At 32.2% G+C, this 13,735-nt stretch carries 8 protein-coding genes; 5 read left to right on the top strand and 3 right to left on the bottom strand.

Going from position 1 to position 13,735, the window contains the following annotated elements:
* Positions 1 to 5: 5 nt before the first annotated feature.
* From plsY to JJQ98_RS00240, 5 genes are all read left to right on the top strand, one after another.
* On the top strand, positions 6 to 653 hold the full coding sequence (gene plsY / locus JJQ98_RS00260) for a glycerol-3-phosphate 1-O-acyltransferase PlsY (RefSeq protein ID WP_005021737.1): 648 nt from the start codon (positions 6 to 8) through the stop codon (positions 651 to 653).
* A gap of 499 nt (positions 654 to 1,152) precedes the next feature.
* On the top strand, positions 1,153 to 5,178 hold the full coding sequence (locus JJQ98_RS00255) for a filamentous hemagglutinin N-terminal domain-containing protein (protein ID WP_151104950.1): 4,026 nt from the start codon (positions 1,153 to 1,155) through the stop codon (positions 5,176 to 5,178).
* A 691-nt stretch (positions 5,179 to 5,869) separates the two neighbouring features.
* Positions 5,870 to 8,455: a hypothetical protein gene (locus JJQ98_RS00250; RefSeq protein WP_247596629.1), complete on the top strand. Its 2,586-nt coding sequence runs from the start codon at positions 5,870 to 5,872 to the stop codon at positions 8,453 to 8,455.
* A 66-nt stretch (positions 8,456 to 8,521) separates the two neighbouring features.
* Positions 8,522 to 8,860 carry a c-type cytochrome gene (locus tag JJQ98_RS00245; RefSeq protein WP_005021744.1) on the top strand — a complete coding sequence of 113 codons (339 nt, stop codon included), beginning with the start codon at positions 8,522 to 8,524 and terminating at the stop codon, positions 8,858 to 8,860.
* 51 nt (positions 8,861 to 8,911) lie between these two features.
* Positions 8,912 to 10,717 (top strand): ShlB/FhaC/HecB family hemolysin secretion/activation protein, encoded by a 1,806-nt coding sequence (locus JJQ98_RS00240; protein WP_151104949.1) that lies wholly within the window; start codon positions 8,912 to 8,914, stop codon positions 10,715 to 10,717.
* Positions 10,718 to 10,917: 200 nt separating this feature from the next.
* On the opposite strand, the gene JJQ98_RS00235 is transcribed toward JJQ98_RS00240, so the two are convergent.
* The 3 genes from JJQ98_RS00235 to JJQ98_RS00225 all read right to left on the bottom strand — a co-directional run bounded on the left by JJQ98_RS00235 (position 10,918) and on the right by JJQ98_RS00225 (position 13,732).
* Entirely contained in the window at positions 10,918 to 11,976 is a 1,059-nt protein-coding gene (locus JJQ98_RS00235) for an epoxyqueuosine reductase QueH (RefSeq protein WP_345719220.1), read from the bottom strand.
* Positions 11,977 to 12,156: 180 nt separating this feature from the next.
* Positions 12,157 to 13,197 carry a dual-specificity RNA methyltransferase RlmN gene (rlmN, locus tag JJQ98_RS00230; protein WP_005021748.1) on the bottom strand — a complete coding sequence of 347 codons (1,041 nt, stop codon included), beginning with the start codon at positions 13,195 to 13,197 and terminating at the stop codon, positions 12,157 to 12,159.
* Positions 13,190 to 13,732, bottom strand: a complete 543-nt coding sequence (locus tag JJQ98_RS00225; RefSeq protein ID WP_054194854.1) for a nucleoside phosphorylase-I family protein — start codon at positions 13,730 to 13,732, stop codon at positions 13,190 to 13,192. The genes rlmN and JJQ98_RS00225 overlap by 8 nt, the downstream gene beginning before the upstream one ends.
* Between the last annotated feature and the right edge of the window lie 3 nt (positions 13,733 to 13,735).

Raw genomic sequence — 13,735 nt, 5'->3', positions numbered from 1 at the left:
AATAAATGGTTTTATTATCAGGAATTATTGATTTTTTTACAAGTATTAATGGGATTTTCTATCTTATTGCTTATTTAGTAGGTGGGATTCCTTTTGGGCTTATTTATGCTAAAGTTTTTGGTGGAGTTAATATCCGTGAAGTAGGAAGTGGTAGTATTGGAGCGACAAATGTTTTGCGTTCTTTAAAAGAAATTAATCCAAAACTTGCAAAAAAACTTGCGATTTTAACGATTATTAGTGATGCGTTAAAGGGAATCATTGTTATTTTAGCTGCAAAGTTTTTTGGTCTTACTTATGAAGCACAATGGATGATTGCATTTTTGGCAGTGGTTGGACATTGTTTTAGCCCATTTTTGAAGTTTGAAGGGGGCAAAGGTGTTGCTACAAGTGTAGGGGCAATTGGTGTATTTTTACCCATAGAAGCTATTTTGGGATTAGTGGTTTGGTTTTTGGTAGGGAAGTTTTTGAAAATCTCATCTTTAGCTTCTTTGTTTGGAGTTTTGTTTGGGGTGATTATGAGTTTTGTTTTGCATCCAGATATTCCACATATACATAGCCATGCTCCACTTGTCTTAGTAGCGGTGATTATTTTTTATAAGCATATTCCAAATATTATACGGCTATTCCAAAATAAAGAACAAAAAGTTCTTTAACTTTTGTTTTTTATTAGGAATTATTTTAATTTACCTACGATTTTTCTTTTTATTTTTTCCAAAATTAATTTAAAATATATTATAATGTTCTCAATTTGTAAGATGATTTTACAAATAATTTTTCAAAAAGGACCCAAAATGTCAAACAATCCTAATTCTGTTGTAGTATGGGGGGGGGGGGGCAAATCAGCCTTTAATTAACTCTTTAAATACTCTCAATACTCTTAAAAACTCAAACTCTAAAGAACTTGCAAAGAATCTAAATAAGATTCAATCTTCTAATCTTTCTAAAGAATCTAATTCTAAGATTCAAGATTCAATTAAATTAGAATCAATCAAAGATTCTAATTCTATTCAATCCAAACAATCTAAAACAACAATCACTAAAATAGGAATCTCTATTGTAGCTAGTATTGTTTTATCTCAATCCTTAGTAGCTTTACCTAGTGGAGGTAAATTCACTCATGGTAGTGGAAGTATTAAAGTTAATGGTAAAGAAATGAATATCACAGGGAATAATACAAACCATATTATTGCTTGGGGTGGTGGATTTAATATTAATAAAGGAGAAAGTGTTAATTTTAATACAAGCCATAAACAACAAGCTTCTTTTTTAAATCTTGATTATTCTAACAAGGCTTCACAAATATTAGGTAATCTTAATGGCAATGGCAATAATATCTATTTAGTTAATCCAAGTGGTGTATTAATAGGACAAAATGCAAATATTAATGCAAATAAATTCATTGCTTCTACTTCTGCTTTAAGTGAATTAGAATTAAATCAATTTAAAGCAAATGGAACAACCAATGGAGCTTCTTTCTCCCCTGTGTATAAACCTAATAAAGGCAATGTAGTGAATCTAGGGCATATAAAGGCAAATGAGGGAATTACACTAATTGGTAACACCGTGGATATAAGAGGAGGAAAGCTAGAGAATAAGGGAGGAAATTCAAATACGAGCATAGATAATTCTATTCAAATAACTGGAGATAAAGTTTATATTGATATGTCTGCTATTGATTCTGGTGGAAAAGATATTTATGCTACTGCCTTTAAAGAAGGTTATATTCAAATGCAAATGAATAAATATTATGAGAATGGTTATAACTTCATAAGCGATAGTGGAAAACTCCAAACCAATGGAAAGATATTCAAAAAGGCCATTACTATAGGTAATATGGGAAATTCTAAAGCTAATGTAGAAGAATGGTTTTATTTTGCAAACGCTCTGAATACAGGAGTATTTGACCCAAATGGTGGTAATCCTAATTTTGATTTTGGTGGTGGTTATGATGAGTTTAGGCTTGTAGGGGATATTGATTTTAGTGATGTGAAAAATTATGCAAATCATACTATTGTAAATAGTCAAGGTAAAACATTGATTGGAAGTATGATAGTGGGTGGTGAACATTTTATTAATGGCAAAAATATAGCGACTCAATTATGGGCAAATTTTGATGGCAATGGACACACTCTAAGCAATGTTACAATGAAAACAGATTCTACAAATAGGGGTTATACTGGTATTTTTGGATGGGTAAATAGTGGGTATTTTGGAAATTTCAATGTTAATGGGGTTACAATTGATACTGAAGGAAGTGTTGGTGGAGTTATAGCTCATGTAGAGAATCAAACTTCAATTTCAGATATTGTTGTTTCTGATATGAATATAAATGCTGTTAATAATGGAATTGACAGAGTTGCTGGATTTGTCGCTTCAGATGGTGGAGGTGCCACATATAATAATATATCTTTGGATAAGGTAACAATAAAAGCTAATGGTGGTCATTATTATATTGGTGGTTTTGCTACTAATATTTCTAGTGCCAAAAGCTTTAATAATATATCCATAAAAGATATTAAAATAGATGTTATTAATACAAGTTCCTATTCAAGCATGGAAATAGGTGGTTTTGGAAATATTAAAGGCGGCGGAGGAACGTTTTCTAATATTATTTTGGAAGGATATATAGATATTGCTGTTAAAAGATCTAATTCGTCTGGAGGCAATGACTATATTAAGATTGGAGGTTTTGCTGGAATTGTTGGAGGTAGTTATCAAAAAAATCTAACATTAGACAAAATAGATTTAAAAAACTCCAATATAACAATAATGGTTTCAGGTAGCACTGGAGATATTGCAGTGGGTGGATTTGTAGGACATATTGGTTCTAGCTCAAGTTCGGGAAATATTTCAAATATTGCTTTAGGGAATATTGAATCGATAAAAATTGCAAATGAAAATGGGACCAGCTATGCCGGCGGTTTTGTTGGGTTTATCAATGGCTCTCAAAAAGGAAGTATTGATATTTCAAATATTGTTTTAGAAGATATTGGAGAAATAAAAATTACAGGTGGAAATGCAAAAAATGCTAATTATGCAGGTGGATTTGTAGGACATATTGGCGTGCAAACAAACAATCAAAATTTAGGTTCAGTAAAAATCTCTAATGTTGTTGTAAAAAATATTGGAATAATAGAAACTGCCATAAGTGGAAACACATCAACTTTATCTTCAATGAATAATGTTTATGCTGGCGGTTTTGCTGGGTATATCAATGGCACAAATGGAAGTATTGATGTTTCAAATATTGTTTTAGAGGATATTGTAAAAATAGCATCTAGTAGTTTTGATAAAGACCCAATGTATTCTCTTGAAGTTATGGCAGGAGGATTTGCAGGATATATTAATAATGGGACTTTCTCCAATATTACTTTAAGCAATATTGGAGAAGTGGTTGTTGATGCGAGTATAAAGAATGGTAACCAAGTTGGGCATGGAACGAATAGAATTTTTGCTGGTGGATTTGTTGGGGGGATAGAAAATAGTACGATTGATAGTGTAGTTTTAAATGATATAAGCAAAATAAGTACCAATGGAGTAAATAATGTGCGGATGAATGTTACTCAGCATTTAAATGATATTGCTTCAGGAGGTTTTGCTGGGAGCATAAATAAAAGCAATATTGGTAATGTGGTTTTAAATAATATAAAAGAAGTAGTCTCTACTGGAAAGAAAGAAAGCAATGCTTATATTAATGCTTATAGTGGCGGATTTGTAGGGGATAGTGCAGATAGTACCTTTAATAACATTTACCTCTACTTTAATCCTGATGCAACTATTATTGCAAATGGAACTAATCTAGCAAATGTATCAGTAGGCAAATTCTACGGAAACATTAATAACGGTATAGCCTTTAACAATGTCCATATTTACTACAATGCCAATCCTGATTCAAGCTTGGCTAATCCCATAAAAGATGCAGATAGTAGTAATAGTGCTTTCTACAATCAAACTATTAATCCAACTACTCCAGAAACCAATAAAATCAACCTTTATACTTACACTGATTCCACTCAAGGCATTAAAGACTTCCAAACAGCCTTAGAACAACAAAACAATTTAGGCGGTGCTTTTGAATCTAATAATATCAAATACACTCAAGACTCTAGTGGAAATTATTATTACTATTTCACTAACACCACAGGGGCAAATGTAACCCCTCCCTCTATTATTCCACCTTCAATAGATACAGACCCAAGTCTTCCAAACATTGATTTGGGTAATGTTGTCTTAGAGGGCAGTGATTTTAGTGTTTCAATCTTGCAAGAGATTATCAATGATATTTTAAATGGAAAATATGGCATAAACATTGATAATAGAGAAGTGCTAAGCAATTTAGCAGAATCTCTTAATAATGCAAACACTCTCCAAGATTATTTTAATGCAATAAATAGCTATCTTATATCTTCTTCTTTGGATGAATCTACAAAAGAATCTATTAGACAATCAATGGATTTCTTAGTTGCCTTTTATGGAGAAAATGGATTAGGGAATAAATTTAAAGGGGATACAAATTATAAAGATTTTTATGATAAATCTTTTTATATCTCTACTTCTCTTAAAGATTTAGGTAATTTTATTAGTGGAGATTTAAATGGTAGATTGGATTCTATGATTAAAAATATCCAAATCCTAGAATCTCTAAAACAAAGAATTAAAGCAGCTCAAAAATATTATCAAGAAGCATTAGAAGCTAAATTGCCTTATGAGACCTTAGAGGGTATTTATAATGGAATGGTAAAAACTATTAATGAATCTTATATTCAAGCTCTTGGTGTTTTAGAAACACTAAAGGGAGAGGATAGAGATTATCTTACTCGTCTTTATAAAGAATATTCTATTAAAGAGGATAGTGGCTTTGATGATATTAGAGGAACTTTTAGCTTTAGTGGGAATGATATTCTCTCAAAAATAGATAGCATTATTTTAGAAGACAAACCAGCTCTTACTCCACCAACAAAAGAAGAAGTGGGAGATGACCCAACAAAAGAGAATAATCCAGATGTTCCAAATAATTTACAAAAAATAGCAGACTTAGCCTCTAAAGAAGCAATACTAATCCTCCCAGCACAAGAAAAACAAGAAGCCATTGTAGAAGATGGAAAAGAAAGAGGTAGATTATGTATTGTAAGTGATAATGCTAAGACAAATAATCCTTGTATGGCGATTACTTATTAATTAATTAATTAATCCTATTAGCTTAGGTTAATCCTAAGCTAAATAGATACTAATAATAAAAATATTGAAGAGATTTTAAAAAGATTCAAAATAAACAATGCAATAAAAACTTCTTTTTATTCTTGTTTGATTATTTTATAAACTCTAATACAAAATAAACATTTAAACTTTGAATCTTTTTAGAATCTTAAAAGAGATTCAATACTTTTAAATAATTGAATGATATTTCTAAGATTAAATTGAATTGTATTTTAAGATTCTAAAGTATTAAGATATAGGAGGTGGAGAGAGGCTACAAGATAAATATATTTTTCAAGTGTGTAAAGTAGATATTGCAAATATAGTATATTATGAATATTATATATCTTTATAAAAGGATATTATAATAAAAGAAATTATCACTATTTTGCAATATCATAATAAGTTTAATTAGTGTATTAGATATTTTTAAGATAAATAGCTAAATTATTTAATTTCTTTAAATACGATATATTAAAGAAAATATTTAATATTATCTATATTATTAAAGATAAATAAAGTAAATAGTAGTATTAGTTATATATATTTTAAGTTAAATTAAAATATATAAATTAAAGATAAATATATTAATCAAATAAAGTATATTTTTAATTTATTTTTAATATATTTTGAATTATGATTTACTATTTACAAATTTGATAATCAAGGAGGAATGATGAGAGGCTATCCTTTGTCAAAAAATGGGATTTTGGGGATATTTGTTTGTGTAAGTCTGACAACAAGCAATGTTTTGTTTGCAGCTGAACAAGCAAATAAAATCGGGGCAAAAAGCTATCAAACTCCCAAAAATGTCTTTTTGGATTCGCAAGTGTGGGATTCTAAAGAGAGTATTTTCAAAAAAGTTAATGGCAAAAATTATTATGGAATATTTCAAAAAGGGGCTGTAGATGGGGTAAGTTTGGAATTTTATAATCCTAAAAATCCAAACTCTTCTAATCAAGAACGAGCAATGCAGATTCTCACTCCTAATATCTCTCAAAAAGAAATTATTTCCATACAAGGCACCCATGCCGCAGTTTCATCTAATAGGGAATTGCATCCTATCTATGTTGTGCCATTTTTGGTAGCTGGGTATTCTTCTATGGGAAGTGCTACTAATAATAAATTAGTGCTTAAAGAAGGGGAGTTGAGTTCTGTAAATTTTATTAAGCCAAGTGTGATTAAAAATAACAATAAACCCCCAAAAAAGAAAAAAGAGGATAATTTTAATTATCTCATCACAGCAGCAATTGCCAACAAAGGAAATGCAAACTTTAATATTGTAGAGCTAAGAGAGGGAAGTTATATCAATATGGGAGTTGATGATACTTATAGTTTGCAATTAAATGGCGCTCCTTATGTCGCAGGTGGAGTTACAATAGGTGGTGAAGTTAGAGGCAATAAGGTTGTTGCTTTTGGTGGTGCAGAGATGGATTTTCATATTACGCCTTATGGTATGACAGAAACTAATGAATTTGTTTTTGATGAGAGAATCACACATATCATCGGAGGTTTGGCACAAAATGGAAGTGCTAGAGACAATCAAGTGCATTTGAATGGAACACGCTTTATTATGCATGGTCCAAGTGGAGTGTATTCTTCTTATTCAGCTGCACATATTGCTGGGGCATTCATTGATGTAGATGATGGTAAAAATCATAATGCAATCAATAATACTTTATTGATTGATTCTTTTAATTTGGGGTTAAAAGTCGATGAATCAAAGCTATTTTTTTATGATTCAATTTTCTTTGGCGAATTTTTTGGCGGGAAAACTGCGAAAGGAAACGCAAATGGGAATAAAATTATCTTAAATAATGTGCCATCTCTAAGTAGAGTTAGCAAAGGGGTAAAAGTCCAAGGCATTTATGAGTTTTTTGGAGGATATGCTTTAGAGGGCAAAGCAGAGGATAATGTTTTGGATGTAGCATTAAAATCACCATTGCAAATTACAGCAACTTATCTAAGACAAAATAGCTTTGGATTTTATGGTGCGTATGCAAGTGATGGTGCCAGCAATAATACAATTAAGATTCGCAATAATTTAACAGTTATTGATGGGACAGATAATATCAATGATAGAGTGAATATCATAGCAGGTAGAACTTTGGCTGGTAAAGCAAATAATAATATAGTAGATTTTAAAGATTCTCAAGTGGCATTGCCTTTGTATGTATATGCTACTTGGAGCGAGGATTTTGAAGGCTCTATCCATTATCCTGAAGAGGCAAAAGGAAATAAAGTCAGCCTTGATAATGTTTTTGGTAGGAAAAATATAAAATCTGGATTAACTGCAATCAATGTTTATGATAATACTATAAGCTATCATAATGTAGAGGCACAATCTTCTGGTGAAAGTCAAGATAAAGAAAGCAGTGTGTATATCAAAGCAGTTAATGTAGCAAAAGGGAATGTTTTTAGGGCGAGTAATTATTGGGCGACTTCTAGGCTGAATATTTATGGAATTCGTGGAGAAGTAGAGGCTTATGACAATCAAGTGATTTTTAATAATGTCAGTTTTAATGCTGATAGAGAAAATTCTGGACTTGTATTAGTTGGCGGGGTAGGTGCAAGCACATACCATAATGTTTTAAGTATCGAAAATATACAAATTGGAGAATATAATCCTGATGAAGATTATATTTATATTGCTGCGAGTGCTTTACCAAATGCAGAGAGTAATTTAGCATTGTCTTATGCAAATACTTTGTATATTGGCGGAGATGTGGAAATGCATAGAAATACGATTCTTAGTGCATTAAGTGGCAGTATCATTAGAGTTCCAAGCTATTCTAAGAGCAATGCAGATATTATCACAGTTCCTGCACCTTCTTTGGGGCAACTTACAGATGATAATCATTTGATTTTAGAAAAACATATGCACGCAAAGGTAATTAATAATTTTGAACATTATAGTTTTATCTATCACAAGGATAATAAAACAAGCTTTGCTGTTAGTTTAGAATCACCTATCAATCTTTCATCAGAAGCAATCATCTCTCTTTTGTTGAGGAAGGGGGATAATGCGCCCAAAAAAGGAAGCAAAATACCTCTTATTACAAGTATGGGAGGTTTTAGCGATATAGATGGCAATAACCTTACTTCCGCAGAAGTAAGTAATCTTTTAGAAACAATATCCAAAAACAAAAATACTTTCAAATATAGCGAGATTCCACAACTGCAAAAAGCTGGATTGAAAGTAATTCCTATCAAGCTTTCATTGGGCGATGATGGAAGAACAATTTATGCAGAAATCTAAAATAAGGAGGTTAATAAAATAACAAGTGTTTAATATTCAGAAAAAATCAAATAAAGGAGACAATCAATGAAAAAATTAGTAGCATTAATGGTTATATCAGGCTTTTGTTTTGCAGCAGAAAATGCATTGGTGTATCAAGAAGGTGCAGAGATCTATAAAAAGTGTATTGCTTGTCATGGACAAAATGGAGAAAAAGTAGCACCGGGCAGTAAAAGAGGAATTACAATTGGCGGAATGGATAAGGATTATCTTGTCGAGCAATTAAAGGGATATGTTGCTGGAACTGCAGATAATGGAGGAGCTAAGGTAATTATGTATGCTAATATGAAAAATTGGCGTTTTACAAATGCCGAAATTGAAGCAGTTAGCACTTATATTTCACATTTGCCAAAAGTAAAAAATTAGATGCTAATGTATTTGGCATAAGTTACTTTGAAATTATAAAAAAGGTTTTTTATGAAAAAATATCCGATTTTAATAAGCTCTACACTTGCAGCTTTATTATCTTGCAATGCTTTTGCAGTAAGTCAATCAGATGCTAAAGCAATCGAAGAAATGATAGAGATTTCACCTTATAGAGATATTCCACAAAACAAGAATATTCAAAATACTTTGAAAAATAGACAATCTCCCTTAAAGATAGAGCAGCAAAATAAGCAAGAAACTACGCAACCTCAAGATTCAAACAAAGAATCTGGCAAAAAAGAGATACAAAACAAACAAGATGAGCAAATGGGCAAAGATGGATTGGTAATGCGCCAAGACCAAGATTTTCGGTTTAAATATGAATTTTCTATTGACACTAAAGATGGGGATAAAACAATCACTTTAGAGGATTTAGGAATCAATGAACAATGGCTTAGCGAATCGATTGTGGCATTGAAAGTTTCTGATTTAAATGTTTCAACTTTGCAAGAGATTGCTAATATTGTTTCTTATTATTTTCAATATAATGGCTATCCATCAGCAACAGCTTATATTCCTCAACAAGAAATTACAGACACTATTCATATTAATATTATGATAGGGAAATTGGGTGAATATCAAGTGAGAAATTACTCACAAGCTAGGGATTGGGCGATTACTTCTAAGCTTAGAGATTCTCTAAAGGGTAAAATTTTAAGAACAAGAGAATTAGAAGATGTGATTTATAGAATCAATGAAATGTATGGCGTGCAAGCTAAAGGAACGCTAACCGCTGGAAAAGAGTATGGGACAACAGATGTTGTCATTGATGTAGAAGATTCTACCAAGGCTAGTGCAATGTTGTTTTTTGATAACTACGGGACAGAAGGAGCCGGAGTTTATCGTATGGGGGTTAGCGGACAATTAAATAATGTGCTGGGGTTTGGAGATTCTTTGAATCTTTTTGCACAATTGAGCGATGAAATCCAAAAAAATTATGGTGCAACTTATACTACATTTTTGGGAAATCTCAAAATATCTCCTAGAATCAGCCGTGGAAACTATGAGCTAGGAGGACCATATAGTAGTCTTAATGCTTATGGAACTTCCCTTGATATTGGTGTGGATTTGTCTTATCCTGTGTTTATCAATACTGTGAATTCTCTTTATCTAATTGGAGGATATACCCATAGAAAACTAGAAGATATTTATGGCGATTTTGGCGTAAATTTCAATAAACATAGCGATTCTGGATATATTGGTGTAGAAGGGACTTTTGGAGAGATTCCTAATAATATTTTTAGTTATAATCTAAGATTGACTTATGGAGATGTTGTCTCAGATAGTGAGCTTTTGACTTTTAGTAAAGCAATGGATGAGTTTTGGAAATTCAATGCTTATTTGAGCAATTCTTATTATTTTAATGAGAAGCTTACACACATCATTAATGTAAGCTATCAACAAGATATTGGTGGCTTTGAGCTTGATTCTAGTGAAACAGCATCTTTGGGTGGTCCTTATGGAGTAAGAGCTTATACTAATGGATTTGGTGAAGTTGATAATATGGTATTAGCAACTTTTGGATTGAGGGCAAATGTGGTGAATCCAAACTTTTATGTAACGCCATTTTATGAGTTTGCATATGGCTGGAATGACAATTATCCAAACAATGCTATTGGCGTGGCAGGCAGAGGTGATAAAAATGACTTGTTTATCGATGCTGCTGGGCTTGAACTGCTTTATATGAAACCAAATATGTTTTATGTGAAATTAGACTTGGCAAAGGCGGTTACTAAACTTGCTAATGATGGCAGAAGAAGAGATAGACTTTATGCGAGTGTGGGGGTTTATTTCTAACTCTTGCTTAGCTTGATTTGCATTTGTCTAGATTAGGGCTTTACTGTCCATCTCTTGTTTTGGTAATGATAAATCGTGATTTACAAAATACAAAGGTAATAACTATTGCTTTTGGGCTTTGGGAGGATTTGTTTGGGGTAAGTTGCTTTTGGCAAAAGTTTGGTTTGTAGGTGGTACAAATTTGTGTTTATAAACCAAAGCTAAGAAATAAAATCCTCTATCATTTCTTCTTGTAAAATGTATTGAATCTCTAGTGTAAAATCTCCGTAAATTTTGTTTTTGATAATCAAGATAGGCGAGATTAAAAAGCCCTGTGGATAGAGTTTTTGACGCAATGCGAGTTGAATGGATTCATCTAGTCCTTCTTTGATGAGAGATTCAAAATCTTTTTTATCAAGAAATTCTTTAAAAACTTCAAATTCTAAGAACAAAATTCCTTCTTTGGAGGCATAACCTACGCCATTTTCCCAAAATTCTATTTTTGCTTTAGTGGGTTTGTTGAGCATAGAATGGCTACAAATAAAACTAGGAATGCTTTGAGAATCTTGGACTAAAATGCCTTTTAGTAATCGATAACATTGAATCTTTCTTTTGATAAGATGATAGGGCTTATTGGAGTTTTCTAGCTCTTCTCTTGTTTGAAAATTCTTGAGACGCAAACTTGGTATATTGCGTGAATCTTTTGGAAGTGTGAGAGTAGAAACAAGCTCTAATGGAGTTTTGTGAGATTTTTCTCTTTGTTTAGTTAGCGCAAAAAAGCAACCACAATAATTTTGGCGATAAAGATTTGCCTCTTTTGCAAGCTCATTTTGAATCTTGGTTCCACCATTGCTACGCACATCAATGGGCAAAAATGCTAATTGATGCCTTTGGGCTATGGTTTTGCCTTGTGCAAATAGTTCATTTTGTGATTTCATAGGGCTTGCAAGAAGTGTTGTAGTAAATTCAATGCAATTCGTTTCTTTGGCGATTTTTGCGCTTTTTTCTAAGCGATAATCAAAACAATATGAGCAACGCTCCCCTTTCTCTGGAGCATCTTCTAAGCCTTTTGTCCCACAAAGCCAAGAATCTAAATCATATTCGCCAACAATAAGTGGGATTCCGAGCATTTCACAGCTTCTTTGGACATCTTTTAGGCGCATTTGATATTCTTCATAAGGGTGGATATTGGGATTATAGAAAAATCCACAAAAAGATTTTTGGGGGTAAAGTTTTTGCAATTGTATCAAAAAATGGTGGCTATCCACGCTACAACAAATATGGACTAAAGTGGTATTTTTATCTCTAAAATCATAAGGAATCTGTGATATTTTGTGCCTTTTAGAATAATTTTATTGACATAGATTTGGGATTAATTGTTTTTGTAGGCATAATATAAGAACGCTCCCATTCCCACGACAAAAACCACCACCAAAAACACGAGCAAAACAATATCTAAGTTACTCACTAGCCAACTCCTTTTCTCTTAGCTGCCCACAAGCTGCACTAATATCTAAGCCCTTAGATTCGCGTATGGTGCATAAAAGCCCTTTTTTGAGCAGAAATTCCCTAAAGGCTTCTACTTTCTCTTTATTAGGTCTTTTGTATGGACTTCCTTCGTGGGGATTGAAATAGATAAGATTGACTTTTGCTTTGATTTTGTTAAGCAATGCTACGAGTTTTTTAGCACATTCCAAACTATCATTCACTTCATCAATCATAAGGTATTCAAACATTACTCTTTTGCGTGTATCAATAGGGAAAATAGCCACTTCATCAATAACGCTTTGAATGTTATAGGCTTTGTTAATAGGCATTAGTTTGGTTCTTAGCTCATCATCGACGGCATGTAGAGAAATTGCTAATTGCACACCTAGATTCAAAGCACCTAGTTTTTTGATTTTGGGAGCGATTCCGCTTGTAGAGATGGTTTGTCTGCGTCTTGAAATGCTCAAACCATCAAGTTCTGATAGAATTTGAATACACTTTGATACATTTTCTAAATTGTCTAATGGCTCTCCCATTCCCATATAAACAATATTTACAGCTTTGTTGCTAGGGATATTTTGGTCTTTTTTGATTGCGAAAACTTGATAAACCATTTCTCCCGCACTTAGATTCCGCACAAATCCACCTTTAGCCGTGAGGCAAAAGCTACAACCAACTTTGCAACCGATTTGGGAAGAAAGACAAAGTGTGAATTTATCTTCTTTCATTTTCAAAAAAACTGCTTCATAGGTAAGATTATCCGCGGTTCTAAAGAGATATTTCACACTCCCATCACTGCTTTGTTCCTTTTTTGCGATGCTTACTAAATCGCCTGTAAAATCTTGCTTGAGAAATTCCCGTAAATTTTTGGGAAGATTTTCCATTTTGTCGAAGTTGTTTTCATAACGCACATAAAGCCAATGATAGATTTGCTTAGCACGGAATTTTGGAAACCCATTTAATGATTGCGTTAATTCTTCTAATGTTAATCCAAAAATATTTTTTTTATCCATTTTTCTTGTCTCTAATATATTCTTCTAGCTTATTCATAGCAATTTTATGGTTGCTAAAAAATTCTTTTTGAGCCTCTTTGTGAATATGATTTGTGCTGCAAAAAACTCCCAAAGCTGGAATCTGATAAGTTTTAGCTACCTGTAAAACGCTAAAAAATTCCATATTTTCATATAAGATTCCAAGTTTGATAAATTTCTGTGCAAGTTCTTTATTTGTGGTGATATAATTGCTGGAATTGACAATATTTTTTGTTAATGTTTCATGTGAAACATTTTCTAAACTAATGCAATTATCCAAAGGGGTGTAAGAATTGTTTTGCAAAAAAGAAAGTTCAATGTTAGTTGCACTTTGGGATTCAAAGATTTCCAACAAAGGTTTAGAATCATCATAACAACCACAAGTCCCTACAAACACAATCTCGCTGGGCTTTTCATAAAATATACATTGAGTAAGGTTTATCGCACTTTCTATCAATCCAACCCCTATGCTTTTGGCAAAAGAAAAATTTTCAATTTTACCTGCACAACAAATCACAAT

The organism is Helicobacter pullorum NCTC 12824, from assembly GCF_017979475.1.
In the GTDB taxonomy this organism is placed as follows: Bacteria; Campylobacterota; Campylobacteria; order Campylobacterales; family Helicobacteraceae; genus Helicobacter_D; species Helicobacter_D pullorum.
The sequence above is the reverse complement of the archived record's forward strand: the minus strand, read 5'-3'. Positions and strand labels throughout refer to the sequence as shown.

What these genes read in the sequence shown, in the direction of transcription:
- plsY (WP_005021737.1), top strand. Translation starts at nt 6, where the DNA reads ATGGTTTTATTATCAGGAATTATTGATTTTTTTACAAGTATTAATGGG.
- JJQ98_RS00255 (WP_151104950.1), top strand. Translation starts at nt 1,153, where the DNA reads ATGAATATCACAGGGAATAATACAAACCATATTATTGCTTGGGGTGGT.
- JJQ98_RS00250 (WP_247596629.1), top strand. Translation starts at nt 5,870, where the DNA reads ATGATGAGAGGCTATCCTTTGTCAAAAAATGGGATTTTGGGGATATTT.
- JJQ98_RS00245 (WP_005021744.1), top strand. Translation starts at nt 8,522, where the DNA reads ATGAAAAAATTAGTAGCATTAATGGTTATATCAGGCTTTTGTTTTGCA.
- JJQ98_RS00240 (WP_151104949.1), top strand. Translation starts at nt 8,912, where the DNA reads ATGAAAAAATATCCGATTTTAATAAGCTCTACACTTGCAGCTTTATTA.
- rlmN (WP_005021748.1), bottom strand. Translation starts at nt 13,197, where the DNA reads ATGGATAAAAAAAATATTTTTGGATTAACATTAGAAGAATTAACGCAA.